The 26341-nt window shown below is 55.4% G+C and carries 22 protein-coding genes; 19 read left to right on the top strand and 3 right to left on the bottom strand.

Annotation, left to right across the window (positions count from 1 at the left end):
* From RCI_RS14345 to RCI_RS14280, 13 genes are all read left to right on the top strand, one after another.
* Complete coding sequence (locus tag RCI_RS14345; RefSeq protein WP_012037169.1) at positions 1-1551, top strand: DNA-directed RNA polymerase subunit B''; 1551 nt, start codon at positions 1-3, stop codon at positions 1549-1551.
* The gene (gene rpoB / locus RCI_RS14340; protein ID WP_012037168.1) at positions 1544-3361 is read left to right on the top strand and encodes a DNA-directed RNA polymerase subunit B; all 1818 of its coding nucleotides are present in this window, start codon (positions 1544-1546) and stop codon (positions 3359-3361) included. Before RCI_RS14345 ends, rpoB begins: the two co-directional genes overlap by 8 nt.
* Before the next feature lie 12 nt (positions 3362-3373).
* Complete coding sequence (locus RCI_RS14335) at positions 3374-6007, top strand: DNA-directed RNA polymerase subunit A' (protein ID WP_012037167.1); 2634 nt, start codon at positions 3374-3376, stop codon at positions 6005-6007.
* The gene (rpoA2, locus tag RCI_RS14330) at positions 6004-7158 is read left to right on the top strand and encodes a DNA-directed RNA polymerase subunit A'' (protein ID WP_012037166.1); all 1155 of its coding nucleotides are present in this window, start codon (positions 6004-6006) and stop codon (positions 7156-7158) included. Before RCI_RS14335 ends, rpoA2 begins: the two co-directional genes overlap by 4 nt.
* Before the next feature lie 4 nt (positions 7159-7162).
* Positions 7163-7468 (top strand): 50S ribosomal protein L30e, encoded by a 306-nt coding sequence (locus RCI_RS14325; RefSeq protein ID WP_012037165.1) that lies wholly within the window; start codon positions 7163-7165, stop codon positions 7466-7468.
* Positions 7461-7901, top strand: a complete 441-nt coding sequence (locus RCI_RS14320; protein WP_012037164.1) for a NusA-like transcription termination signal-binding factor — start codon at positions 7461-7463, stop codon at positions 7899-7901. Before RCI_RS14325 ends, RCI_RS14320 begins: the two co-directional genes overlap by 8 nt.
* A gap of 20 nt (positions 7902-7921) precedes the next feature.
* Entirely contained in the window at positions 7922-8350 is a 429-nt protein-coding gene (locus RCI_RS14315) for a 30S ribosomal protein S12 (protein ID WP_012037163.1), read from the top strand.
* Between the two features lie 4 nt (positions 8351-8354).
* Complete coding sequence (locus RCI_RS14310; RefSeq protein ID WP_012037162.1) at positions 8355-8975, top strand: 30S ribosomal protein S7; 621 nt, start codon at positions 8355-8357, stop codon at positions 8973-8975.
* A 35-nt stretch (positions 8976-9010) separates the two neighbouring features.
* Positions 9011-11209 (top strand): elongation factor EF-2, encoded by a 2199-nt coding sequence (locus RCI_RS14305; protein WP_012037161.1) that lies wholly within the window; start codon positions 9011-9013, stop codon positions 11207-11209.
* A gap of 115 nt (positions 11210-11324) precedes the next feature.
* Positions 11325-12605, top strand: coding sequence for a translation elongation factor EF-1 subunit alpha (gene tuf, locus RCI_RS14300; RefSeq protein WP_012037160.1), 1281 nt, complete (start codon positions 11325-11327; stop codon positions 12603-12605).
* Between the two features lie 93 nt (positions 12606-12698).
* The gene (rpsJ, locus tag RCI_RS14295) at positions 12699-13013 is read left to right on the top strand and encodes a 30S ribosomal protein S10 (protein WP_012037159.1); all 315 of its coding nucleotides are present in this window, start codon (positions 12699-12701) and stop codon (positions 13011-13013) included.
* A gap of 357 nt (positions 13014-13370) precedes the next feature.
* Complete coding sequence (locus RCI_RS14285; protein WP_012037158.1) at positions 13371-14477, top strand: PQQ-dependent sugar dehydrogenase; 1107 nt, start codon at positions 13371-13373, stop codon at positions 14475-14477.
* 47 nt (positions 14478-14524) lie between these two features.
* Positions 14525-15643 (top strand): PQQ-dependent sugar dehydrogenase, encoded by a 1119-nt coding sequence (locus tag RCI_RS14280; RefSeq protein WP_012037157.1) that lies wholly within the window; start codon positions 14525-14527, stop codon positions 15641-15643.
* Positions 15644-15859: 216 nt separating this feature from the next.
* Here RCI_RS14280 and RCI_RS14275 read toward each other — a convergent pair whose 3' ends face one another.
* Positions 15860-16732, bottom strand: coding sequence for a hypothetical protein (locus RCI_RS14275; RefSeq protein ID WP_012037156.1), 873 nt, complete (start codon positions 16730-16732; stop codon positions 15860-15862).
* A gap of 164 nt (positions 16733-16896) precedes the next feature.
* Entirely contained in the window at positions 16897-17580 is a 684-nt protein-coding gene (locus tag RCI_RS14270) for a DUF4013 domain-containing protein (protein WP_048198711.1), read from the bottom strand.
* A 119-nt stretch (positions 17581-17699) separates the two neighbouring features.
* Between RCI_RS14270 and RCI_RS17550 the strand changes: the two genes are divergently transcribed.
* The 3 genes from RCI_RS17550 (at position 17700) to RCI_RS14260 (ending at position 21066) form a co-directional block, all read left to right on the top strand.
* The gene (locus RCI_RS17550) at positions 17700-17828 is read left to right on the top strand and encodes a hypothetical protein (RefSeq protein WP_269446480.1); all 129 of its coding nucleotides are present in this window, start codon (positions 17700-17702) and stop codon (positions 17826-17828) included.
* 320 nt (positions 17829-18148) lie between these two features.
* Entirely contained in the window at positions 18149-18739 is a 591-nt protein-coding gene (locus tag RCI_RS14265) for a DUF2284 domain-containing protein (protein WP_012037154.1), read from the top strand.
* A gap of 254 nt (positions 18740-18993) precedes the next feature.
* On the top strand, positions 18994-21066 hold the full coding sequence (locus tag RCI_RS14260; RefSeq protein ID WP_012037153.1) for a DUF835 domain-containing protein: 2073 nt from the start codon (positions 18994-18996) through the stop codon (positions 21064-21066).
* A 126-nt stretch (positions 21067-21192) separates the two neighbouring features.
* Here the strand turns inward: RCI_RS14260 and thrC are convergent, their stop codons facing one another.
* Positions 21193-22398 carry a threonine synthase gene (gene thrC, locus RCI_RS14255; RefSeq protein ID WP_012037152.1) on the bottom strand — a complete coding sequence of 402 codons (1206 nt, stop codon included), beginning with the start codon at positions 22396-22398 and terminating at the stop codon, positions 21193-21195.
* A 250-nt stretch (positions 22399-22648) separates the two neighbouring features.
* Here thrC and RCI_RS14250 point away from each other — a divergent pair, with 250 nt between their 5' ends.
* The 3 genes from RCI_RS14250 (at position 22649) to RCI_RS14240 (ending at position 26333) form a co-directional block, all read left to right on the top strand.
* The gene (locus RCI_RS14250; RefSeq protein WP_048198709.1) at positions 22649-24304 is read left to right on the top strand and encodes an ABC transporter substrate-binding protein; all 1656 of its coding nucleotides are present in this window, start codon (positions 22649-22651) and stop codon (positions 24302-24304) included.
* 83 nt (positions 24305-24387) lie between these two features.
* Positions 24388-25401: an ABC transporter permease gene (locus RCI_RS14245; protein ID WP_012037150.1), complete on the top strand. Its 1014-nt coding sequence runs from the start codon at positions 24388-24390 to the stop codon at positions 25399-25401.
* A gap of 5 nt (positions 25402-25406) precedes the next feature.
* Positions 25407-26333: an ABC transporter permease gene (locus tag RCI_RS14240; RefSeq protein ID WP_012037149.1), complete on the top strand. Its 927-nt coding sequence runs from the start codon at positions 25407-25409 to the stop codon at positions 26331-26333.
* Positions 26334-26341 lie beyond the last annotated feature (8 nt).

Below are 26341 nucleotides of genomic sequence, written 5' to 3'. Positions count from 1 at the left end.
GTGTTAGACCGAACTGTACTAAGTAAAGCGTATTTTACCCGTAAAAAAATTGCGCAGCATCATATTGACTCTTTTAACGTTTTTCTGGAACAGGGCCTGCAGAAAGTCATTGACGAGCAGGGATACATCGAGACGGACATCGAGGACATCGAGCACAACATCGAGCCGGTAAAGGTCAAGCTGGGTAAGATCCGCGTGGGCAACCCGGTGGTCAGGGAAGCTGACGGTTCCGTAGAGCCGCTCTACCCGACCGAGGCCAGGCTGAGAAACATCACCTACGCAGCCGAGATCTTCCTCGAGATGGCTATCGTCCGCGGCGAGATCGAGGGTGACTTTATAGAGGTCAACATCGGCCAGATGCCGATCATGATCGGCAGCAACAAGTGCAACCTCGCCCGGGTTACGCCGGACGAGTGGGTGAAGCACGGCGAAGACCCGGTCGACCCCGGCGGATACTTCATCGTCAACGGTACCGAGCGTGTCATCATGACCCTTGAAGACCTCGCCCCCAACAAGATCATGGTCGAGTACGACGACCGCTACGGCGACCAGATCGAGGTGGCCAAGGTGTTCTCCCAGCGCAGGGGCTACAGGGCTCTCGTGATCGTGGAGAGGGGCCGCAAGTCGATCCTGGAGGTCTCCTTCCCGTCTATCTCGGGCCGCCTGAACCTCGTCATGCTGATGAGGGCGCTGGGCCTGGAGACTGACCAGGAGATCGTCAACGCGGTCTCGGACGACCCGGAGATCCAGAAGTTCATGCTGGAGAACCTGGATGAGGCAGAGGCCGACACTTCGGAATCGGCAATGGAGAAGATCGGCAAGCGCGTCGCAGCCGGCCAGGCGAAGGACTACCAGAGGAAGAGGGCGTTCTACGTCATCGACAGGTACCTTCTACCCCACCTGAACCCCGAGAACTTCGAGCGTCTCGGACCGGATGACCCGAAGCTGGCAGAGTCCCGGATCACCAAGGCTTACTTCCTGGGCAGGATGGCCGAAGCCTGCTGTGAGCTGGCTCTGAGGAGAAGGGCTCCGGATGACAAGGACCACTACTCTAACAAGAGGCTCAAGCTCGCCGGCGACCTGATGGAAGACCTGTTCAGGGTCTCTTTCAACAGGCTTACCAGAGACATCAAGTACCAGCTCGAGAGGGCCAACATGCGTAACAGAGAGCTGTACATGATCACGGCAGTCAGGGCAGACGTCCTGACCGAGAGGCTCATCCACCCGCTGGCCACGGGCAACTGGGTCGGCGGCAGGACCGGCGTGTCCCAGCTTCTGGACAGGATCGACTACATGGCCATGCTGTCCCACTTACGCCGCGTCATATCCCCGCTGTCCAGGGCTCAGCCGCACTTCGAGGCTCGTGACCTTCACGCTACCCAGTGGGGCAGAATCTGCCCCTCGGAGACCCCTGAAGGACCGAACTGCGGTCTGGTGAAGAACTTTGCCATGTCGGTGGAACTCTCGACGGGCGTAGAGGACGAGGAATCGATCAAGAAAATCATGCTTGAAGCTGGCGTTCAGCCCTTAAGGAGGGGTACAGTTGAATAAGGCGAGAGTATTCGTCAACGGCGCGCTCGTCGGCATGCACGACAACCCGACAGAGCTCGTCGAGAGCATCAGGGAGAAGAGAAGGCAGGGCCTCGTCTCCAATCAGATCAATATCGCCCACCACAAGCTCACCAACGAAGTCATCATCAACACCGACATGGGCAGGGCTCGCAGGCCTCTGATCATCGTCAAAGATGGTAAGCCCATGATCACGGCAGAAGAAACCGATCAGCTCAGGCGAGGGGAGATCACGTTCGACGATCTCGTCAAGAGGGGCCTGATCGAGTACATCGATGCGGAGGAAGAAGAAAATACCTTCATCGCCATCGACGAGTCCCAGCTCACCCCTGAGCACACTCACCTGGAGCTGAACCCGTCGCTGATCCTGGGCATCGCCGCAGGCATGATCCCGTACCCGGAGCACAACGCGTCTCCGAGAGTAACGATGGGCGCAGGCATGATCAAGCAGTGCCTGGGCATGAGCACCGCTAACCAGAAGCTCAGGCCGGACACCAGAGGCCACTTCCTGCACTACCCGCAGAGGGCCATTGTCAACACCCAGACAGCAGAGGCTGTCAACTTCAACGAGAGGCCCGCAGGCCAGAACTTCGTCGTAGCAGTCCTGTCCTTCGAAGGCTACAACATTGAAGATGCGCTGGTCTTCAACCGCGGCTCCATCGAGAGGGGCCTCGGCCGTTCTCACTTCTTCAGGACCACTGAGGGTGAGGAGCGCAGGTACCCCGGCGGCCAGGAAGACACCTTCGAGGTGCCCGACGCCGAGGTAAGGGGCGCCAGAGAAGCGGAGTTCTACTCGCAGCTCGACGAGGACGGGCTAGTGAACCCGGAGACGGTAGTCGGCCCGAACGACGTATTGATAGGCAAGACCAGCCCCCCGAGATTCCTGGAAGAGCCTACCGACCTGGGCGGCATCACCCCGCTCAAGAGGCGCGAGACCTCGGTCACCATGCGCAGCAACGAAAAGGGTATCGTGGACACAGTCATTCTCACGGCGACCCAGAACGGCAGCAGGCTGGCCAAAGTGCGCACCAGGGACCAGAGGATACCCGAACTGGGCGACAAGTTCGCTTCCAGGCACGGGCAAAAAGGCGTCATCGGCCTGATTGCTCAGCAGGAAGACATGCCTTTCGCAGAGAACGGCCTTGTACCCGACCTTATCATCAACCCCCACGCAATCCCGTCCCGTATGACCATCGGCCACGTGCTGGAAATGATCGGCGGCAAGATGGGCAGCCTCGAAGGCAGGTTCGTAGACGGCACCCCCTTCAACAACGAGGACGAACTGAACATGAGGGCGACCTTGAAGAAGTTCGGCTTTTCCCACTCGGGCAAGGAAGTCTTCTACAGCGGCACCACGGGCGAGAGGATCGTCGCTGACGTGTTCGTGGGCGTCATCCTGTACCAGAAGCTGTACCACATGGTCAGCTCGAAGATGCACGCCAGGTCCAGAGGCCCCGTACAGGTGCTGACGAGGCAGCCGACCGAAGGCCGTGCCAGAGAAGGCGGTCTGAGGTTCGGTGAAATGGAACGTGATGTCATGATCGGCCACGGCGCAGCCATGGCCCTCAAAGAGCGTCTCCTGGATGAGTCCGACAAGGTGTTCGAGTACGTCTGCAACAACTGCGGCATGGTCGCCACAGAGGACAAGAAGCGGAAAGTTATCTACTGCCCGAACTGCGGTGCGGACACCAACATTTACAAGATCGAGATGAGCTACGCGTTTAAGCTGCTCTTAGACGAGATGAAGGCGCTCGGTATCGCCCCGAGACTGGAGCTCGAGGATGCAGTGTAAGGAGGAAAAAAGATGACCAGCCCCAAGAGAATCAAGAAGATACGCTTCGGCCTGCTCTCCCCGGCAGAGATCAGGAAGATGAGCGTTACCAAGATCATAACTGCCGACACATACGATGATGACGGCTACCCAATCGACATGGGCCTCATGGACCCCAGGCTTGGCGTCATTGATCCGGGCTTACGCTGCAGAACCTGCGGCGGCCGCCCTGGCGAGTGCCCGGGCCACTTCGGCCACATCGAGCTGGCAGCCCCCGTCATTCACGTCGGCTTCGCCCGGCTCCTCAGGAAAGTCCTCAGGACGACCTGCAGGAAGTGCGGCAGGCTCCTCATGGACGAGAAGACCAAGGCCGAGTACCTCCGGCAGATCCAGACTGCCCAGCGGCTGGGCCAGCCCATCGACGAGATCGTCAAGAACGTCTTCAAGGATGCCAAGGGCACCACCTGCCCGTACTGCGGCGAAGAGCAGAAGGAGATCAAGTTCGAGAAGCCGACCGGCTATATCGAGGACGGCCACAAGCTGATGCCGACCGACGTCCGGGACAGGCTCGAGATGATCCCCGACGAGGATATAGAAGTCTTCGGCATGGACCCCAGGAACGCGAGGCCAGAGTGGATGGTACTGACAGTACTGCCCGTTCCGCCCGTCACCGTTCGTCCGTCCATCACTCTCGAGTCCGGCCAGAGGTCCGAAGATGACCTGACCCACAAGCTCGTAGACATCATCAGGATCAACCAGCGGTTCCAGGAGAACCGCGACGCGGGCGCTCCCCAGCTGATCATCGAAGACCTGTGGGAACTGCTCCAGTACCATGTGACCACTTACATGGACAACGCAGTCTCCGGCGTACCTCCTGCAAGGCACAGGTCCGGCAGGCCGCTCAAGACGCTGTCCCAGCGTCTCAAGGGCAAGGAAGGCCGTTTCAGAGGAAGCTTATCCGGTAAGCGTGTCAACTTCAGCGCCCGTACCGTCATCTCCCCGGACCCGAACCTCAGCATTAACGAGGTCGGCGTCCCGCTGCGCATCGCTAAGGAGATGACCGTGCCCGTAACGGTTACCCCGTTCAACATCGAAGTAGTCAGGGAATACGTCAGGCGTGGCTCCGAGAACCACCCGGGCGCCAACTACGTCAAGCGTGCCGACGGCCGCAGGCTCAAGATCACTGACAAGAACTGCGAGGAGCTGGCCGACCAGATCGAGGTCGGCTGGAAGGTCGACCGGCAGCTGAAAGACGGCGACATCGTGCTGTTCAACCGTCAGCCTTCGCTGCACCGGATGAGTATCATGTCTCACTTCGTGCGGGTCATGCCCCACAAGACGTTCAGGCTGAACCCGGCGGTCTGCGCACCGTATAACGCGGACTTCGACGGTGACGAAATGAACCTGCACGTCCCGCAGACCATGGAGGCGCTTGCGGAAGCCCGGATCCTTATGCTGGTCCAGGAGAACATTCTGTCCCCGAGGTTCGGCGGCCCCATCATCGGCGGCCTGCACGACCACGTGTCGGGCATCTACCTCCTGACCAAGGGCTACAGGCTATACACGGAGACCGACGCTCTGGAGATCCTGAGCAAGGTGAACGTGCACGAGCTGCCCGAGCCTTACAAAGTGGAGAACGGTATCAGGTACTACTCCGGCAAGCAGATCTTCAGCCAGATCCTGCCCAAAGGCCTGGACATGACATACAAGGCCAAGATTTGCGAGAACTGCGAGGAATGCAAGGGAGAGCTTTGCGAGAAGGACGCATTCGTCCGGATCTCCGACGGCGAGCTGAAGACAGGCACTATCGATGAAAAGGCAATCGGCGCATTCAGCGGTAAGATCCTTGACAGAATTATCAAGACCTACGACGAGCACACTGCATCTAATTTCCTGGACAACGTGACCAGGCTGGCCATCAGGGCTATCACGGCTAGAGGCTTCTCGTACGGCATCAGCGATACGGACATACCGGCGGAGTCCACAGCGCAGATCACCGAAATCCTGCTCAACTCCGGAAAACAGGTCAGGAAGCTTATCGAGGCTCACGACCACGGCGAGCTCGAGCCGCTGCCGGGCCGCACACTGGAAGAAACGCTGGAAATGCGTATCATGCAGGAGCTGGCCAAGGCGAGAGACGGCGCAGGTGGCATAGCAGGCAAGTTCCTGGGCAGCCAGGAGGACAACTCTGCCGTCATCATGGCAAGATCGGGCGCGAGAGGCAACTTCCTGAACCTGACCCAGATGGCGGGTTGCGTAGGCCAGCAGTCGGTTCGTGGTGAGCGTATCATGAGAGGCTACACCGACCGTACGCTGCCCCACTTCAAGGCCGGGGACAGAGGCGCAGATGCGAGAGGCTTCGTAGAGTCCTCGTACAAGAAAGGCCTGAACCCGACCGAGTTCTTCTTCCACGCGATGGGTGGCCGTGAAGGTCTCGTCGACACTGCAGTCCGTACTTCTCAGTCCGGTTACCTGCAGAGGAGGCTCGTCAACGCACTCCAGGACCTCGAAGTGAAACACGATGGCACGGTCAGGGAAACCAGAGGTGTCGTGGTCCAGTTCCTGTATGGAGAGGACGGCGTGGACCCGATGAAGAGCGACTACGGCGAGGGAGTCAACATCCCGAGCATCGTCGACAGCGTCCTGAACGGCGGTGATTCGAAGTGAGCAACTTATCCGAAAACACGATTCACGCAGAGATCGACAAGCTCGAACTGCCCTACAAGATGGCCGAGGACCTCAAGGCACGCCTGAAGGGAGTCAAGGTCACCCGCAAGCAGCTTGACAAGATCATAGAGAAAGTCGAACTGGCGTACAAGAATGCCAGAGTTCAGAACTGCGAAGCGGTCGGCATGATCGCCGCCCAGAGCATAGGCGAGCCCGGCACCCAGATGACGATGCGTACTTTCCACTACGCAGGTGTGGCTGAAATCAACGTCACGCTGGGCCTGCCCAGAATCATCGAAATCGTGGACGCCCGCAGGGAGCCGTCCACCCCCATGATGACGATCCACATGACCCCGGACATCGCGGGCAACAGGGATGCAGTCAAGAAACTCGGCTGGGAGCTGGAAGAGACCAACGTATCCGATATGGGCGTGGTCTCGACCAACCTGTCCGACATGAGCATAATCATCGACATCAACGAAAAGCAGCTCTTCCAGCGTGGCATGACTATGCAGGAAGTCGCAGACAGGATCAAGGAAGAGATCGACTACGAGCCCAGGATTCAGGATAACACGCTCGTGATCAATCCCGATGAGCCCTCATACCGCGACTTACTTCAGCTGGTCGAGAAAATCAAGTCGATACCTTTAAAAGGTATCAAAGGCATCAGTCGTGTCGTTATTCGAAAGGAAGAACAAGAGTATGTAATATATACTCAGGGTTCTGTATTAAAGAAAGTAATCCAGTTCGACGGGGTCGACCCCGCCCGGACAGGGACGAATAACATCAACGAGATTGCCGAAGTGCTGGGCATCGAGGCCGCCAGGAACGCGATTATCAAGGAAACGCTTGATACGCTGTCCGAGCAGGGCCTTACCGTCGACATCAGACATATCATGCTCGTAGCAGACATGATGACGATCGACGGAGAAGTCAAGCAGATCGGCAGACACGGCATATCCGGCGAGAAGGCCAGCGTGCTTTCCAGGGCCGCTTTCGAGGTAACGGTCAACCACCTCCTCGACGCAGCCGTAGCGGGAGAAGTCGATGAACTTACCGGTGTCACGGAAAACGTCATTGTAGGACAGCCAATACAGCTAGGCACCGGTGATGTAGAACTATTAGCTGTAAGTACGACGAGAAAGAAGTGAGAATATGGAAATAGATCTCGACAAGTCACTGAGAAGCGTCGTAAGGACTGGCAAGGTCCTCATAGGGACCAAGCAGGCCGTCAAAGCAAGCCAGCGCGGAGTAGCGAAACTTGTCATTGTGGCCACCAACTGTCCCGGCGACGTGAAGAAACAGATCAAGGAAGCGAACATCCCGATGTACGAGTTTCCGGGCATGAGCGTAGACCTGGGACCCATCTGTGGTAAGCCCTATGTAGTCTCTGCTGTCACGGTTCTCGAGCCGGGCGACTCTGATATCATGGCGTTAGCCAGAGGTGTAAAGAGTGCCTGATGTTACCTTCAACACCGAGACGATGCAATACATCGCGCTTTTCGAGTCTACGACTGGAGCGCACGCCAAGGACTGTCTACTCGTAGAAGACGACAGCAAGATTGTGTTCGTCGTTAAGACGGGAGACATGGGCCTTGCTATCGGTAAAAATGGTAACAACATCAACAGGGTCAAGAAACAGATTGGTAGGCTCATCGAAGTCATAGAGTACTCTGAAGACCCCAAAGAGTTCATCCGCAACCTGTTCCAGCCGGCGGCGGTAAAGAACGTAACGATATCTACCAGAGGGGACCGCAGCATTGCCATCGTAGACATAGCCACCAAGGATAAGGGGCTGGCGATCGGCAAGAACGGCAGAAACATCAACAAGGTGAAACTGCTGGCGCAGAGGCATCATAAGCTGGACGATGTAGTCATCAACAACCAGAAGTAAGCAGATCAGGAGACATATTCATGGGAATAGGGAAATTTGCATGCCGCAAACTCGTGCATGACAGAAAACTATACAGGTGGAGTGACAGGGATTACGCCCGCCGTGTACTGCGGTTAGACGAGAAGGCTGACCCCCTGGAGGGCGCGCCTCAGGCAAAGGGCATCGTCCTCGAGAAGGTGGGCGTAGAAGCCAAGCAGCCGAACTCCGCCATCCGTAAGTGCATCAGAATTCAGCTCATCAAGAATGGCAGACAGATCACCGCATTCTGTCCTGGCGACGGTGCCATCAACTTCATCGACGAGCACGACGAAGTGACCATCGAAGGCATCGGCGGCAGAATGGGTGGATCGTACGGTGACATTCCGGGCGTCCGTTTCAGGGTATTCAAGGTAAACGACGTATCGCTTGAGGAAATGGTGGCCGGCAAGAGAGACAAGCCCCTGAGGTGAGAGCATGGCAGAAGAAACTATTGAGACAACTACGACTAACAGCGTAGAGAACAGCTACCACAACAACCTGCTGCTCTTCGGGAAGTACGACATGAGCGAGGTCCAGATCAAGGACCCGAGCATCAAGAGGTACATCAACCTCAAGCCCATCGTAGTACCCCACACCGGTGGCAAGTCCGCTTTCCGCCAGTTCAAGAAGGCAGATATGCCCATCGTCGAGCGCCTCATCAACAAGCTGATGCGCAACGAGTTCAACACCGGCGAAAAGACCAAGTGTTACGGCATCGTCCGCGACTCGTTTGAGATCATCGCCACCAGGACCAAGCAGAACCCTGTACAGGTGCTCGTAGACGCTATCGAGAACGCAGGCCCCCGGGAAGAGACGGTCAGGCTCAAGTACGGCGGTATCAACGTACCCAAGTCTGTAGACACTGCCCCGATGAGGAGAGTTGACCAGGCGCTTATGTTCATATGCGCAGGTGCGGAAAAGGCATCGTTCAAGTCTAAGAAATCCATCGAGAGCGCGCTCGCAGACGAGCTGATCGCCGCATCCAAGGGCGACGTGAAGAGCTACTCGGTCGGCAAGAAGGACGAGAAGGAGAGAGTTGCGAAGGCAGCCAGGTAAGGCTTCGCCTTCATTTTTATTATTGAGGATACACAATGGCGACTAGAGGAAAGAAGATGGTCGAGAGGGTCAAGGACCTGATGGACAAGCCGGAGAGAATCCGGAACATCGGCATCTGCGCCCACATCGACCACGGCAAGACAACATTATCTGACAACCTGCTCGGAGGATCCGGCATGATTTCCATGGACCTCGCTGGTAAGCAGCTATTCATGGACTTCGACGAGGAAGAGCAGGCCAGAGGCATCACGATCAACGCAGCCAACGTCTCGATGGTACACGAGGTCAACGGGGAAGAGTATCTCATCAACCTCATCGACACTCCGGGCCACGTCGACTTCGGCGGCGACGTCACGAGAGCCATGAGAGCAGTCGACGGCGCAGTCGTCGTAGTAGACGCGGTCGAAGGCACCATGCCCCAGACGGAAACTGTCCTGCGTCAGGCGCTCCGTGAGAATGTCAGGCCCATCCTGTTCATCAACAAGGTAGACAGGCTGATCAACGAGCTCAAGATCGAGAAGAAAGAGATGCCCGTCAGGCTCGGCAAGGTCATCGACCACGTCAACAAGCTGATCAGGAACATGTCCCCCGAAAACTACGAGAAGCAGAACCTGAAGCTTGACGCAGCCAAGGGCAACGTCTGCTTCGGCTCCGCGCTGTACAAGTGGGCAGTCTCCGTGCCGTCTATGAAGAACACTGGCATCGGCTTCAACGAGGTCTACGACTACTGCCAGGCGGGCAACATGAAAGAACTGTCCCAGAAGTCCCCGCTCCACGCGGTTCTGCTCGACGCTGTCGTGCACTACCTGCCGACTCCGCTCGAAGCCCAGAAGCACCGTATCCCGGTCATATGGAAGGGCGACAAGGACTCCAAGGTCGGCAAGAACCTCATGTCCTGCAACCCGAATGAAGAGATCGTCTTCATGGTAACGAAGATCCTGACTGACCCCCACGCAGGCGAAGTTGCAGTCGGCAGACTGTTCGCAGGCACGCTCCAGAGAGGCCAGGAACTGTACATCTCCGGCACCGCAGCCACCGACAGGGTCCAGTCTGTAGCCATCACCATGGGCGCAGAGAGGATGGAAGTCGAGAGGATCCCCGCCGGCAACATCGCAGCCGTCACGGGTCTCAGGAACGCCATCGTAGGCTCCACTGGCTCCACCGTTCGCGACATGACCCCGTTCGAGGCTATCAAGCACGTATCCGAGCCGGTCATGACCGTGGCCGTCGAGGCCAAGAACATGAAGGACCTGCCGAAGCTGGTCGAAGCCCTCAGGCAGGTAGCCAAGGAAGACCCGACCGTCAAGGTAGACATCAACGAAGAGACTGGCGAACACCTGATCTCCGGCATGGGCGAGCTTCACCTCGAAGTCGTCACCAAGTCGAGGATCACCAGGGACAGAGGCATCGAAGTCATCACCTCGCCACCCATTGTGGTATACCGTGAGACCATCGGCCAGTTCGCAGGGCCTATCGAAGGTAAGTCCCCGAACAAGCACAACAGGTTCTATATTACTGTAGAGCCCATGCCCCAGCCCATCTTCGACGCCATCAAGAACGGCGACTTCTCCATGAATATGCAGGAAATGGACAGGCGTAAGGTTCTCGAAAGCCTCGGTATGGACAAGGACGTCGCCAAGGGCGTCACCCACGTCTACGGTACCAACATGCTCATCGACATGACCAAGGGTATCCAGTACCTGAAGGAAACCATGGAACTGATCATCGAGGGTATGGAAGAGGCGCTGAAGAACGGTCCGCTCGCCAGAGAGCCGGCTCAGGGCATCCTGATCAAGCTCATGGATGTCAAGCTCCATGAAGACGCGGTCCACAGAGGCCCCGCTCAGGTTATCCCCGCGATGAGATCTGCTGTCCAGGGCGCAGTACTGTCCGCACAGCCGACTCTGCTCGAGCCGGTCCAGAAGGTCTTCGTCAGCGTCCCACAGGTCCACATGGGCTCCGCAGTCCGTGAGATCCAGGGCAGGCGTGGCACGATCCTGGACATGAAGTCGGAAGGCGACCTCTCGATTATCGAGGGCAGCGCTCCGGTTGCAGAGCTGTTCGGTTTCGCGGGAGACATCCGCGGCGCTACCGAAGGCAGGGCAATGTGGAACACCGAATTCCTCGGATTCTTCCCGCTCCCGCAGAACCTGCAGAACCAGATCGTGATCGACATCCGCAAGAGAAAGGGCCTCAAGGCAGAGTTACCAAAGCCGTCTGACTTCCTCGAATGAGGAAATCAGCACTTTCTCGAGTGAGGAGATAACGGAAAGAGACGAAAGGTATAAAAACAACAAATGCCTTTACGATTGCAAGTAAACTTGACGTTCAGTATTTGGAGGATATAATATGGCAGCAACCAAGCCACACATAAACTTAGCAGTCATCGGACACATTGACCACGGCAAGTCCACCCTTGTCGGCAGGTTATTGTTCGAGACCGGTGCCGTACCGGCACACATTATTGAGCAGTACAAGAAGGAAGCTGAGTCCAAGGGTAAGGGAACCTTCGAGTTCGCATGGGTCATGGACTCTCTCAAGGAAGAGAGGGAGAGAGGTATCACCATCGATATCGCACACCGCAGGTTCGACACCGAGAAGTACTACTTCACCGTCGTGGACTGCCCGGGCCACAGGGACTTCGTTAAGAACATGATCACTGGCGCATCCCAGGCAGACGCCGCAATCCTCGTCTGCGCAGCACCGGATGGTGTCATGCAGCAGACCAAGGAGCACATCTTCCTGTCCAAGACCCTCGGCATCAACCAGCTCATCATCGCAGTCAACAAGATGGACGCGATCAACTACGACCAGAAGAGGTACAACGAGGTCAAGGAAGAAGTCAGCAAGATCCTCAGGATGATCGGCTTCAAGCCCGACCAAATCCCCTTCATCCCGACCTCGGCGTTCAAGGGCACCAACATTGCCAAGCACGCTGAAGAGACCCCGTGGTACACCGGAGTCACCATCCTCGAGGCGCTCAACGCCCTCAAGGAGCCCGAGAAGCCCACCCAGCTCCCGCTGCGTGTGCCCATCCAGGACGTCTACACCATCTCCGGTATCGGCTTAGTGCCCGTCGGCCGTGTCGAGACCGGCATCATGAAGAAGGGTGACAAGGTCATCTTCAGGCCCGGCATCGACGGTGTCGGCCACGCTGGTGAAGTTAAGTCCATCGAGATGCACCACGAGGAAATCCCCCAGGCGCTCCCCGGTGACAACATCGGCTTCAACGTCAGGGGCATTGAGAAGAACCTGATTCGCCGTGGCGACGTTTGCGGCCACGTCGACAAGCAGCCGACCGTTGCCGTCGAATTCAAGGCACAGGTCGTCGTGCTCCAGCACCCCTCGGCCATCACCGCAGGCTACACCCCGGTGTTCCACTGCCACACCGCCCAGGTCGCCTGCACTCTGACCCAGATCCTCGCCACCCTGGACCCCAAGACCGGTGGTGTCAAGGAGCAGAACCCGCCCTTCATCAAGACTGGTGACGCGGCAATCGTCCTGATCAGGCCGACCAGGCCTCTCGTCATCGAGAAGGTCAAGGAAATCCCGCAGCTGGGCAGGTTCGCTATCCGTGACATGGGCCAGACCGTAGCTGCTGGCGTAGTCATGGACATTACCCCGAAATAAGTGACTGCAGGGGAGGGCAAACTTTATTGCCTGGGGCGTCTTATTGCCCCGGGCAATCATTGCCCGACTCCATCTTAAACACAGGTGACAATCATGGCTAACCAAAAAGCAAGGATTAGACTGTCCGGCACCAGCCCCACCAAGCTGGATGACGTCTGCGGCCAGGTCAAGAAGATCGCCGAGAAGACTGGCGTCAGCATTTCCGGCCCGGTACCACTGCCGACTCGCAGGCTCGTAGTTCCGTCGAGGAAGAGCCCCAGCGGCGAAGGCAGCGCAACCTGGGAACACTGGGAGATGCGCGTCCACAAGAGGCTCATCGACATCGACGCAGACGAGCGCGCCCTCAGGCAGCTCATGCGCATTCAGGTGCCCAAGGACATTAACATCGAAATCGTCCTCAAGGACTGAAACAGACTGAGAGAAGTATCCTTCACAAAGAAAGGATATTTCATCACCTCCATTATGACCCCTTTTCGAAGGGGCTTCCCTATAAAAGGGTCAATCTCACAGGGGTTAACATTTAACCCCATCCTACTTGTTTTTAGAATTATATTGGCTTACGTAACTAGCTTAAGCATGTAACTCGCCGCTATTTTGCGTATAACAGCGCAAAGCGATATGCCGGCATACACAAACTCTGAGATAAAGGTATTACAAGTTACGCCTTCCGGAGTGTGGCTTCGGGTGAGACGAAATAGCTGTGATAAGTTCGTCAGGATCATTCTTCCGCTCTTCTTAGTAGCCGCTCTGGTTGCCATTATATACATGTACGCGGATGCCAGCGTTTCCAAAAAGTCGATAGCAATTGCTGACAAGAGCCCGCCCATCGACCAGATCCGGCTGCCTCCAGGCTTCTCTATCGAAATTTACGCCGAAAATGTAACTGGCGCCCGGCAGATGGCCCTCAGCCCGAACGGCACGCTATATGTCGGCACCAGGCAGGCAGGTAAAGTGTATGCTATACCTGATGCGAACAGGGATGGCATTGCTGATGATGTGATCACCATTATATCCGGGCTGAAACAGCCGGCTGGCGTAGAGTTCAGAAATAGCTCGCTCTACGTGGCCGAAGTAGAGCGGGTTCTACGGTACGACGAGATCGACGGCAGGCTGGATAACGTCCCGGCGCCTGTAGTAGTAATTTCAGGGTTCCCCGAGACACCGGAGCACGCCTGGAAACACATCAGGTTCGGGCCGGACGGCCTGCTCTACATACCAGTCGGTGCGCCTGTCGACGTTATCGACACTCCTGAAAATCCCATGTACTCGTCGATCATGAGAATGAATCCCGACGGCACAGGCCTCGAGGTCTTCGCCAGCGGAGTCCGCAATACCCTGGGGCTGGACTGGGACCCTGTAACCGGCTACCTCTGGTTTACCGAGAATGGCCATAACAGCCTGAATGACACCGGCCCGATGGACGAAGTAAACTGTGCCCCGGCAGCCGGTATGCACTTCGGGTACCCGTACGTCCACGGCCCGGGTTTCGTCGATCCCGTCTATGGAGGGGAGTATAACTTATCGCTGGTGACTCCGCCGGAGTTAGATCTGCCGCCACACGTAGCTCCGCTGGGGCTCAGGTTCTACACCGGCACCATGTTCCCCGCAGAGTACCAAAACCAGATCCTTATCGCAGAACACGGCTCTCTCGACCAGTTCAAGCCTGCCGGCTACCGCATAGAACTGGTCACACTGAACGAAAGAAGGAAGGCCATCGGCCGCACTGTCTTTGCGGAAGGCTGGCTCCAGGGCGATAAAGCCTGGGGAAGGCCGGTAGACCTGCTGGTCATGCCCGACGGTTCGCTGCTGGTATCGGACGACAGGGCGGGAGTCATTTACCGGATAACATATAATCAACATGGAGGCGCATAACCTTGGGAAAACCGGGCAGCGGGAAAATTGTCAGCATATCGGCTATTGTGCTGATAGTAGTACTGGCGTTGCTGCTGGCAGGCTTTCTGCTGGTTGCGGGCTGTCTGAACAATGGGCAGGCAACGGTAGATATAGGTTCCCGGCTCAGTCAGATCCAGCTACCTCCTGGCTTCGCCATCGAAGTCTACGCAGACGATGTCCCCAATGCCAGACAGATGGCTCTCGGGGCCAACGGAACGGTATATGTCGGCACCCGCACCGAAGGAAAAGTGTATGCAATCCAGGATACCGACAGGGATGGACATGCAGATAAAGTCTATACGATCGCAGAAGGCCTGCACATGCCCAATGGTGTCGCATACAGAAATGGCTCGCTGTACCTGGCGGAGGTAAGCCGGATTCTCCGGTTTGATGACATAGACTCGAAGCTGGACAGCCCGCCGGAGCCAGTCGTCGTTTACGACGCTTACCCGGGCGACGAATGGCACGGGTGGAAATACATTGCCTTCGGGCCGGACAGTAAGCTTTACGTACCAGTAGGTGCTCCATGCAATATCTGCGACCCTGCCGAACCCTATGCGGCGATGACCCGGATGAACCCCGACGGCACTGGCTTCGAGATATATGCCAGAGGCATCCGGAACACAGTGGGCTTCGACTGGGATGATAACGGCACGCTGTGGTTCACTGATAACGGCCGGGACTGGATGGGCAACACAGTTCCCCCTGACGAGCTGAACTCAGCTCCCCGAAAGGGCATGCATTTCGGGTACCCCTACGTCCACGGCACGAGCATTATGGACCCGGAATATGGTAAAGGGCACAACGCCTCAGAATACACTCTCCCGGTGCTGGAACTGGATGCCCATACTGCAGCCCTTGGCATGAAGTTCTACAGAGGAGACATGTTCCCGGCAGAGTATAAGGGCAATATCTTCATCGCCGAACATGGCTCCTGGAACCGGGACACGCCTGTCGGCTACAGGATCACTCTGGTGAGCTTCGAGGATGGAAAAGCCGCCGACTGGACCGTCTTCGCAGAAGGCTGGCTCCAGGGCGATAAAGCATGGGGCAGACCAGTAGACGTACTCGTCATGCCGGACGGGTCGATGCTCGTATCCGACGATGCGGCCGGAGCAATCTACCGCATCACGTATGAGAAGTAGAAGATTCACCACAGAGGCACATAGAGCGACGGGTTCACCACAGAGGCACAGAGACGCACAGAGATTGATATTTAGACAGCCGGATAACTACAACACAACTTATGATATCAGTCTCTGTGAACCTCTGTGGATCTCTGTGCCTCTGTGGTAAAACAGCCATTCCTATGCGGTAATACAGGTCGCTGAGTTCTCCACGTCATCGTGGTTCGATTACCCTTAATACTCGTATGGGGACTTGTGAGAGATCCCGAGAACTCTGCCGTTGCGCCCATCTATAAGGACGTCGAAGCTGTCGATCAGGCTGCCGTCTTCTTTGACGTCGAAGGTGACTGTGGGGTAAGCTTCAATGTACCGGTCAGGGTAGCCTCTTTCAATGCAGGTGACGGTCACACTCCGGATAACATAGGGACGATCCCTGATGAGCTTTTTCACTGAATCGTTACCTGCGGCAATGGATCTTATGACCATTTCCTCTGTTTCGCTCAGGTTCTGGCCATGTACATAGCCAGTGTCGAGAATGGTGACGTTTTCGTAGAACCGGTCGACGCTGTGGCCGGGGATACGCTCGCCCACGCCCCGCTCAGTGGAATAGTAAGTGGCCCCTGTAGTGTTAACGCCGGCTCGAGGTATGAAGCCGACGTAGGCAACCCTGTTGCCGTCTAAGTAGGTGACAACGTTAATGCCTGCCTGGCTTTCGTTGCCTACCGCGATGATTACGGCGGGGAGAGAACGGACTACGTCGTATCCCGGAGCCTTTTCATGAACTGGCATCATCAGAACGTCTGCCACTTTGACCGGTACGTCTGAGATATCCCTCCAGCCTACGCTGATGCACCGCTTTTGGACATAAGGATTGCCGATGGCGATGTTTCCAAGGGCGTATGCTTCCTCGATCGAGAACTGGTGAGGAGATACGTAGGCAGGCGTAGGCGCAGGCGAGGATGTAGTCGTAGGCTGAGGCGTAAGTACGGCTGACGGCGTAGCGGTCGCAGTCGGGCTTGCAGGCTGCAGCTTCTGGACACAGTTAGCTGATCCTGCCGCCAGCAGCGTAATCAGTATAAGCGTGAGGAGACGTACTGGTATTTTCATGAAAGGTCATCCGTACATGCAGATGTTCATCTGTACATGCGGATAAACCTTTTCTGACGATCGCTCAACAAAAATGGCATGGCTGAATGGGAGATGGACAGACGGATAGGGAGGTCATCGATCCGCCTGCCGCACATGGTTGATAGTCTGGCGCTTAGAAAAGCTCAGGCGGTAGCCGCCGGAGTTGCCGGCTGGCTGCCTGCCGGGGAATATATCCTGCCCTGGTAGAACCTGGCATAGATGTACGCGCTTGCCACATAGGTAGCAAACATGACCCAGGGGATGGTGATGATCAGCGCCGAAGGAATGGAGATAACAACTCCAGTGATGAACACCGCCACCAGTGCGAGGACGTAGCCGATCGGGTTTGCGGCGATAATCTTCAGCCCGTTTACCGGATTGATAGCCCTGGCCAGGTCCCCGGAGACTGCGTACTCCATCCAGGAGAGGTAAATCAGCAAGCCTATGACTATTTCGATGAGGATGACCGGCACTGCCATGACTACCCCCAGGATAAGGAGGAGGTTGCTCTCAAGCATGCCCCCAACGAGGAAGAAGGGCATGATAAGAACGTACAGAATGCCGCTGATCAGCCCGTAGACAAGCGAAATTGCGATTGCCATGATGCCGTCCTTAAGCATCGTGCCCCAGTCGTCCCACCCCGGAAGCGTATTGTCCCCTATCACCAGGTTCCGGAAGCACCGGATCGTATAGCCGAGCATGAACGGGATGCCGACCAGGAACAGGCATAGAAAGCCCATGATACCGCCCACTAAGAGCGCGCCTATGTCAGAAATACTGTATTTTATCGAATTGATCATCGTGTCGATGAAACCTTCATTTTCCATTGTAGTTGCACCTTTTGCTATTGATATACCTATTCTACATAGGTACATAGTGTAATTACATACATATAAAGCTTTTGCATATACTGTGCAGATGCAATAGACAGTCAGGCACCGTTTACATGAAGTACGCAAGGTACACGAAGTACGCGAAGTTTTACGATAAGATCATATTACAGCATGCCGTTATTATCGAGCTTGAGTATATTGCCTACTTTGAGTACTTTGAGTACTTTGCGTACTTCGTGTAAATGGTACGGGCACTTGTACAAAACGATTCAGTAAGGACTCGCTTTTGAAAAGTGGGTTTTCAAGTTGGGGATACGTAAAATAGAACTGGCTCGGCCCCGGGAGGCCTCGGTTTTAAATCGCAATCAACACGGTTCGACCCTTCGGTCGCTTCGGCGCAGCGGCGCAAGGGCGCAAAGGTTTTCCGATTGGACTTTGCATCGTTGCGCCGCTGCGCCTCTGCGAACTAAATACTAGGCGGTCCGCCCAAAATTCGACACGAAAAACGCCCTCCACCCATATTTTCGACAATCTAAAAATAGAGAGCCATAGAACTCTTTTTGTGTTATACGGGACGTTGAGCGACGACTTTGATCAGGGGCTGAAAAGCCTGGCGCAGGAACTGGGACTATCGGACATCACCCGGATCTCCACGATTGACGTGCCAGTGGAGGAATGGGTGTTGCTGAAGTGCCAGTACGGCTGTCCCAATTACGGCAGGCGGCTGGTATGTCCGCCGTACAGTCCGGAGCCTGCCCGCACCAGGGCCATACTGGGCGAATATACGACGGCATTTCTGCTTCGCTACGACGTGCCGGGCCATAGCCGGGAAGCGGACATGCAGATTACCCAGGACGGCATTACGGCTGCATGGGATGCGTTCCTGCGGCTGGAGCGCTACGCGTTTCTGAACGGGCGGAACAAGGCGTTTGTTTTTGGTTTGAACCACTGTCCCGCCTGCGAAGTTTGCTCAGTGGAGAGCGGCCGCACTGCCTGCAAGCACCCCCAGATCGCCAGGCCATCGCTTGAGGCCTGCGGCATCAACGTCCGGGGGCTGGTCGAAGCCGCAGGCTGGGAAGGGCGCCTGAAGGGCCAGAAAGCGCTCAGCGGAGACGACACAGTATCGATGATATCGATGCTGCTGATCGAATAATCTTGCTACACGTACCATAGCCTCATGGAAAACCAGGAGAAGTTACCGTTCTATATTACTGATTTTGCATATCTTATAAAGAGATACAGAATTACTAATTGAGTATTAAGTAGATTATATTTAATATGCAATCCATATAACCCATATTAAAAGCGATTACTCAAAAACACGCTACAAGATAACCAGTTAATCGCATTACTGGCCAGGGGGATAGATGGCGTATTTTTAAGTGCGCTTATAAGCCTGGTGTCGATATGGATTGGAAGAGTTACAGGATTGAAGGATGGAAGGAGGCGGCAATTTATGTACTCCTGTCACTTACATTCGTATTACTGATCCTGTTAACGCTCTATACAGGGTTTAACAGCATATATACACAGCTCTTCATCCTCCCTGTAACGCTGGCCAGTTTGTGGAACGACAAAAAGGGAATACTTCTAGCTTTGCTCTACGGACTGACCGGGATCACTGTTAGCTGGCATACCAGCGGGTCTGTAACGCTACCAGACCTGTACCAGGGGGCTATGTATGTGATGGTCGCGGCAGCCGTCGGCTTGTTCTCGGAGAAGAGAAACAGGCTGGCAGTGGCATCACTGAAGACCTCTGTAGACCATTACGCCTCACAGCTGGAGAGCTTCCCGGGGCTGATATGGCGATCGGACAGCGAAGGTCGAGGCGTGGCTTTCAATGAGAACTGGCTGGCCTTTACCGGCAGAAGCCACGATCAGGAGATCGGAGACGGCTGGCAGCAAAGCATACATGGGGCTGACATAGGTCGCCGGCAGCAGACGTTTCTGGGAGCCCGAGAAACAGGTAGAGGGTTTGAGTGTACTTACAGGTTGCGCAGGGCAGACGGCGAATACCGGTGGGCGCTGGAGGTCTGCCGGCCATACCCGGGCCCCGATGGCCACTTTTCCGGGTACATCAGCTTCGTCTATGACATTACAGATCGCCGGATAGCTGCGGAGGAGCTGGAGGCTAAAAACCGCGAGCTCCAGATGATGTGCTCGATATTGTCCATCACCAGCCAGTATAAAGACATACAGGAGATGTTTGCCACAGTACTGAGGCAGACGAATAGCCTGGTCTCTGCGAGCGCGAGCGCAATATTTATTGATGAGACAGAGAGGCCGGGGATTGCCGTTCTCGCCGCATATGATAATGAAGCGGCACCCCAGGCACGCTTCAGGCAGGAAGCCCCTTCTCACGCCCTGCACGAGGGTGGAGAACTGGTCACAGTGGATGTAAATCCAGGCGACTGGCTGGAACCGGGCTCTGGCGATGGGAAGCTTATTCTGGTGCCGCTGGAGTCGATGGCCCGTAAAGTCGGCATCATGGCTCTCTTTTATCCGGACGGACAGGCGTCCTCTGCCGGGGGCAAATGGGATCGGAGCCATGCCCCACTGCTTGTCAGCATCGGCTCGCACCTCGGCACAGCCATCGATTGCGCCGCACAGTATCGCAGGCTGGTGAATGAGAACGCACGGCTGGCGGAGATCATCGAAGAAGCCCCCGATGCGATCCTGACTACTGATGCCGCCGGCTGCATAGGAACCTTCAACAGGCAGGCGGGCATTCTCCTGAAGTACTCCCGGGGGGAGATCAAAGGTAAGCATATATCTTCAATCCTGCCGCCGGGGGCCAGTATCGTGATCAAGCCCGGCTTTAGCTATGTCAGAGAGTTCAGGGCCGGCGACGATACCATAGTGAAGCTAAACATTGCCGCAGCCCTGCTTCCGAGCCCCAGGCTCGACGAAAGTATGATCATCACCCTCAAGGACCTGACCACCGTCTCCGGGCTGAAAATCGTGCCCGTGTGCTGTAACAAATATAGCCCGGACAATGATCAGGAATACCATTTTAAAAGAGGAGTAGTATACCTTATCAAGAGGCAAGAGATCGACTACCACATGGATATATTTGCTGATCAGGTGAGACAAGGCGTCCGTAGCCTGTGTATATCCCGCCAGTCCCCGAAAATGATCCGGGAACAGTACGGGCTGGAGAACACGCCGGTCATCTGGCTGTGCAATAGCAATGCTGTCGAAGACGTAAACGCAGTCATGGCAAGAGAGATCAACAACCTTACCAGGCACATATCCGAGTTTACCGACAGCGGCAGCAATGGAATAATAATGCTGGACGGCATGGAATACCTTATGGCCAGAAATGGCTTCGACGCAATGCTGAAATTTGCCCAGTTCCTGAACGACAGGATCATGGTCAGCGATTGCAGCGCCATGTTCTGCATTGATACACATACGCTGGACAAAAGACAGCTACACCTGCTGCTGACAGAAATGACAGAGTTCAGGGAAAATAGCTGATCCCGGGAAATTATAACTCATAACGATTATCAAATGGGGGAAAATAGCCGGGGGAACTTAATGAAAAGTTCCCCGCGACATATTCTAAAAAGTCACAGTGCGCTTCGACTGCGTGCGTATGGGGGCTTACCAGCCCATAACCTTCTTGATAGCCTCTTTGGTCGCGTCCACTTCGAGCGGCTTGTCGCACATCTTGATGACCGTCTCGGGGTCCTTGAGGAGGTGCCCGGTGGTCACGCATACGACCCGCTCGTCGCTGGCGATGACGCCCATTTTGCGCAGCTTGATGAGGCCGGCGACCGAGGCAGCGGATGCCGGCTCTACGCCGATGCCTTCTTTCACGGCGAGCAGCTTCTGGGCGGCCAGGATTTCGTCGTCGGTGACAGTTTCGGCTGTGCCGCCGGAAGTGCGGATGGCGTTTAGGGCCTTGACGGCGTTCACGGGGTCGCCGATCCTGATGGCAGTTGCGACGGTCTCGGGATGTGCCTCGGGAACGATGTCCTTAGCGCCAGTCTTGATAGCTTTTACAATGGGAGCGCTGCCCTCGGCCTGGATGGCAGTCATCTTGGGTATGCGGTCGATGATGCCGAGCTTCTTCATCTCGTTCAGGCCTTTGTAGATCGCTGTGATGTTGCCTGCATTGCCCACCGGGAGGATGATCCGGTCGGGGACTTCCCAGTTGAAGTAGTCAACGATTTCGAAGCCGATGGTCTTCTGGCCTTCCAGCCGGTACGGGTTGATCGAGTTGAGCAGATAGATGCCGTACTCGATACACATCTCCCGCACGAGGCGGAGGGCATCGTCGAAGTTACCCTTGATGCTGATGACTTTAGAGCCGTGCATCAAGGCCTGGGCTACTTTGCCCAGCGCCACTTTGCCCTGGGGAAGCAGGACGATGACGGGAATGCCTGCCCTGGCGCCGTAGACGGCCAGCGAGGCAGAGGTGTTGCCGGTAGAAGCGCATGCGACGCTCTTCATGCCCAGCTCCAGCGCCTTGGAGACGCCGACGGTCATGCCGCGGTCCTTGAACGAGCCGCTCGGATTCATGCCCTCGTGCTTGACGTGGGCATCCTTCATGCCGATGTCTTTGCCGATGTTCTTGATGTTGTATACTGGAGTGCCGCCCTCTTTCAACGTGACCGGCTCTCCGGCGACCGGCAGCAGCGCTTTGTATTTCCAGACAGATAGAGGACCTTTCAGGTCGTCCCGTGTGAGCTTGATCTGAGAATAGTCATACACGACGTCAAGCAGACCGTCGCACTTCGGACAGGTGTAAATGATTTCGTCCCGCGGGTACCTGGCTCCGCAACGAATACATTCAAGATGATACATGGAGTTCTCCGGACAATACAATATTGCCCAGCGCATTAAAGTTTTTGCTTGAAAGGCAGGCGTATGACATTAAGATTTTTTCGGTCGTATATTAAAAAATAGCCAATATCAAGCCTTATAAGCCTTATATATATAAAATTATGCGATAAAACCGATAGTAATAAGTAACATGAAGTTAGATAAGGTAGTTTAGTTGCCGTTAGCCACAACGTGGTATACTGGCATTGTTATTACTAGAGAGGTGAAATTTATGGATAAGCAATTTGGGAGGAAGTTTACAATTCTCCTTGTCTTACTTGTAGCTATTGTAGCTATTGTAGTTGCAGGGTGTACTACTCCAACCCCCACACCAGAGACTAGCCCGATGACGATCGTTTCGATGGTAGCAGGCGAGCCGGAGTCTCTGGACCCCGCATATGACTATGAGTCTGCGGGCGGAGAAATTATACAGAACGTTTATGAAACACTTGTCTACTACGAGGGCGATGACGTAACCAAGCCCGTCGGTGTTCTTGCCAAGTCCTGGGAGATGTCCGAGGACGGCCTGACCTACACCTTCTATCTGAAGGAGAACGTCACATTCCACGATGGCACTGCCTTCAACGCATCCGCTGTCAAGTACAGCTTCGACAGAGGCGTCATCATGAACCTCGACCCGTGGCAGAGCTGCATTTCCCCGCTCCTTGCCGGCGGCCTGGACTACATGAACTCGAACCAGACTGAAGCAGACCAGAAGGCTTACCTGGACCTGGACTCCGTCCACGTCGTTAACGAGACCACTGTCCAGTTCAAGCTCGCTAAGCCCTACGGTGCATTCGTGCCTGTGCTGTCTTTCTACGCAGCCTCGATCATCAGCCCGACCTACGACCAGGCCCACGGCGGATACAAGGCCAATGAGGAAAGCGAATGGATGACTTCCCACATGTGCGGTACCGGACCGTACGTCCTGACTTCCTGGGACCGCAAGGACAAGATCGTCCTTGACAAGTTCGACAACTACCACGGCACCCCGGCTGCAAACGACAGGGTTATCATCCGCTATGTGGACGACTGGAACACCAGGTTCCTCGCGATCAAGAACGGTGAAGCAGACCTGATCTACGCTCCGACCACCTACGCCGACGACATCAAGAAAGAGCCCAACCTCGTACTCGAGACCGGTCGCGGCACCCTGTCTGTAACCTACATTGGCTTCAACCAGAAGGAGAAGGTCTTCCAGGACCAGAGAGTCAGGCAGGCTTTCATTGAGTCCTTCGATGCAGAAAGCTACCTGAAAGATGTCTGCCTCGGCTACGGCAAGAGAGTAAACGGACCGATCCCCGAGGGTCTGCCAGGCTTTAACCCGGACATACCCTACCAGAAGTTCGATCCTGAGCACGCAAAGGCTCTGTTACAGGAAGCCGGCTTCAGCAAGAGCAACCCGACAACCATCGTTCTGAACTACAACGAAGGTAACGACAACCGCAAGCAGGCATGCCTGATGCTCAAGGACCAGATCGAGAAGTACGACCTCGGCATCACCATCGATGTCCAGGAGCTCGACTGGCCGACCTACACTGCAAAGAACAGAGCAGGTGAGCTGCCCATCTTCTACCTGGGCTGGCTGGCAGACTACCCGTCCGCGGACAACTTCATCGGACCGTTCTGCTACTCTGAAGGCTACTATGCAGACAAAGTCTCTTACAAGAACGAGACCATAGACGCCATCTATCAGGAGGCGCTGTACGAGACCGACCCGGCCAAGCAGGCGGCAATGTACACCGAGATCACGAACGGTGTCAACAACGACGCTGCTTACATCTGGTCGACTCAGGCAGTAGAGTTTGAAGTGCACACGAAGCAGCTCAAGGGCTACCAGTGGAACCCCATGGACAGCCACCTGCGCTACTTCACAATGTATAAATAAGATGAACGAAAAGTGGCTGTTAGAGCATGTAACAGCCACTTTAGCATTTTTAGAGGTGGAATTAATCGAGAAAACGTGATGTTATGAAGTTGAGAGACTACGTTATTAGACGGCTTCTACTATTGATACCCGTCCTTATAGGAATCACATTTATTACGTTTACTCTGTCACACATGATAGGAGATCCGGCTGCAGCGTGGGTGACTGATAAAACTACCGAGCAGAGACGTGCGATCATCATTCAGCAGCACCACCTGGATGAACCGCTGCCGATCCAGTACTTATATTACATCAATGATCTCGTACACCTGGATCTGGGCAATTCAGCATCCGAGGGAGGGAGGTCTGTAGCAGAATGCCTGGCACAATACTTCCCGGCAACGCTGGAACTGACTGTAGCAAGCATGATCCTGTGCCTGGCGATCGGTATTCCGCTGGGAATTATCTCTGCTATTAAAAAAGATAAATTACCGGATCACGCGGTAAGGCTCTTCAGCCTCATGGGCGTATCAGTGCCTATTTTCTGGTTCGGCCTGATCTTGCAATACATATTCTATCTCCAGCTTGATCTGCTGCCGCTTGGCGGCAGGCTGCCGTTAACCATGTCAGCACCGCCCCACGTTACAGGATTATACCTTATCGACAGCCTCCTTGCAGGGCAGATCAACACCTTCTGGGTTGCGCTGGTACACTTGCTGATGCCCGCGTTTTGTCTCTCCTTCACGTACCTGGCAATCATATCCAGAATGATGAGGTCCAGCATGCTCGAAACTATGACCCAGGACTTTATCAGGACAGCGAGAGCGAAGGGGCTCTCGGAAAAAGCCGTCATCTTCAAGCACGCTCTGAGAAATGCGCTGACACCCACCACTACAGTAGCAGGCCTGGCTTTCGGAGGCCTCCTGTCAGGAGCAGTGCTCACTGAAACAATTTTCATGTGGCCCGGTATAGGCAGATACTCTGTCAGGGCGATATCGTCGACGGACTTTGCCTCGATCATGGGGTTCACGTTACTCGTGGTCGTCATCTACGTGTTCACTAACCTGATCGTCGACATATTGTATGCATATCTTGACCCGAGGGTCAAGTTCGGGTGATCACTATGGCAGTCGAAACACAGGATGTAATCACAGGCCAGAAGAAGAAAGGCTCGATCATCAAGAACTGGTCCGAGAAAAACGAGTCCAGAATCAAGGAGATTAAACACTCCATCCGGCTGTTCACAAAAAGCCCTCTGGCAATGCTGGGCTTAGTGATCATCGTCATGTTCCTGCTGGTGGCAATTTTCGCCCCCTATATCGCCCCCTATGGCGCGGAAGAGCGGAACTGGAAAGAACTGAAGCAGCCTCCAAGTGAAAAACACATATTCGGGACTGACGATACGGGAGGAGATATATTCAGCCGTATCATTTACGGCAGCAGAACCTCGCTGTACATTGGATTCTCAGTCGTATCAGTCGCCATCATATTAGGTACGCTGGTAGGTGCTATTTCAGGCTACTACGGTGGAAAAATCGACGAGCTGATGATGAGGGTCACAGATATATTCCTCGCATTCCCCAGCCTCGTGCTGGCAATGGTCATCTGCGCGTCCCTGGGCAGAAGCATCGAGAACGTCATGCTTGCGATGACGATAGTCTGGTGGCCGGCATATGCTCGCCTTGTTAGAGGACAGGCACTATCGATCAGAGAGCGTAAATACATAGAAGCAGCCCGGGCCATCGGAGCCAGCGACTTCAGGATCATAACAAAGCACCTGGCGCCCAACAGCTTTTCGCCCATCATCGTACAGGCAACCATGGACCTCGGTAATGTCATCCTGGTCGCCGCAGGCCTGAGTTTCATCGGGTTCGGCGCAAAGCCAGGCCAGGCAGAGTGGGGAAGAATGATCTCGGAGGGTGCAGCATATATGCTGAATCAGCCCTGGATGGCCACCTTCCCTGGGCTCGCTATCCTGATCGTTTGTCTGGGCTTCAACCTGTTCGGCGATGGCTTGAGAGATATCCTCGACCCGAGGCAGAGAAGGTAGGAGGCTTG

The sequence above is a fragment of the Methanocella arvoryzae MRE50 genome (assembly GCF_000063445.1).
GTDB classification, from domain to species: Archaea; Halobacteriota; Methanocellia; order Methanocellales; family Methanocellaceae; genus Methanocella_A; species Methanocella_A arvoryzae.
This window is presented reverse-complemented; position numbering and strand designations above follow the sequence as displayed.

What these genes read in the sequence shown, in the direction of transcription:
- RCI_RS14335 (WP_012037167.1), top strand. Translation starts at nt 3,374, where the DNA reads ATGACCAGCCCCAAGAGAATCAAGAAGATACGCTTCGGCCTGCTCTCC.
- RCI_RS14325 (WP_012037165.1), top strand. Translation starts at nt 7,163, where the DNA reads ATGGAAATAGATCTCGACAAGTCACTGAGAAGCGTCGTAAGGACTGGC.
- RCI_RS14315 (WP_012037163.1), top strand. Translation starts at nt 7,922, where the DNA reads ATGGGAATAGGGAAATTTGCATGCCGCAAACTCGTGCATGACAGAAAA.
- RCI_RS14310 (WP_012037162.1), top strand. Translation starts at nt 8,355, where the DNA reads ATGGCAGAAGAAACTATTGAGACAACTACGACTAACAGCGTAGAGAAC.
- RCI_RS14305 (WP_012037161.1), top strand. Translation starts at nt 9,011, where the DNA reads ATGGCGACTAGAGGAAAGAAGATGGTCGAGAGGGTCAAGGACCTGATG.
- tuf (WP_012037160.1), top strand. Translation starts at nt 11,325, where the DNA reads ATGGCAGCAACCAAGCCACACATAAACTTAGCAGTCATCGGACACATT.
- rpsJ (WP_012037159.1), top strand. Translation starts at nt 12,699, where the DNA reads ATGGCTAACCAAAAAGCAAGGATTAGACTGTCCGGCACCAGCCCCACC.
- RCI_RS14285 (WP_012037158.1), top strand. Translation starts at nt 13,371, where the DNA reads ATGTACGCGGATGCCAGCGTTTCCAAAAAGTCGATAGCAATTGCTGAC.
- RCI_RS14275 (WP_012037156.1), bottom strand. Translation starts at nt 16,732, where the DNA reads ATGAAAATACCAGTACGTCTCCTCACGCTTATACTGATTACGCTGCTG.
- RCI_RS14270 (WP_048198711.1), bottom strand. Translation starts at nt 17,580, where the DNA reads ATGGAAAATGAAGGTTTCATCGACACGATGATCAATTCGATAAAATAC.
- RCI_RS17550 (WP_269446480.1), top strand. Translation starts at nt 17,700, where the DNA reads ATGAAGTACGCAAGGTACACGAAGTACGCGAAGTTTTACGATAAGATC.
- RCI_RS14260 (WP_012037153.1), top strand. Translation starts at nt 18,994, where the DNA reads ATGGATTGGAAGAGTTACAGGATTGAAGGATGGAAGGAGGCGGCAATT.
- thrC (WP_012037152.1), bottom strand. Translation starts at nt 22,398, where the DNA reads ATGTATCATCTTGAATGTATTCGTTGCGGAGCCAGGTACCCGCGGGAC.
- RCI_RS14250 (WP_048198709.1), top strand. Translation starts at nt 22,649, where the DNA reads ATGGATAAGCAATTTGGGAGGAAGTTTACAATTCTCCTTGTCTTACTT.
- RCI_RS14245 (WP_012037150.1), top strand. Translation starts at nt 24,388, where the DNA reads ATGAAGTTGAGAGACTACGTTATTAGACGGCTTCTACTATTGATACCC.
- RCI_RS14240 (WP_012037149.1), top strand. Translation starts at nt 25,407, where the DNA reads ATGGCAGTCGAAACACAGGATGTAATCACAGGCCAGAAGAAGAAAGGC.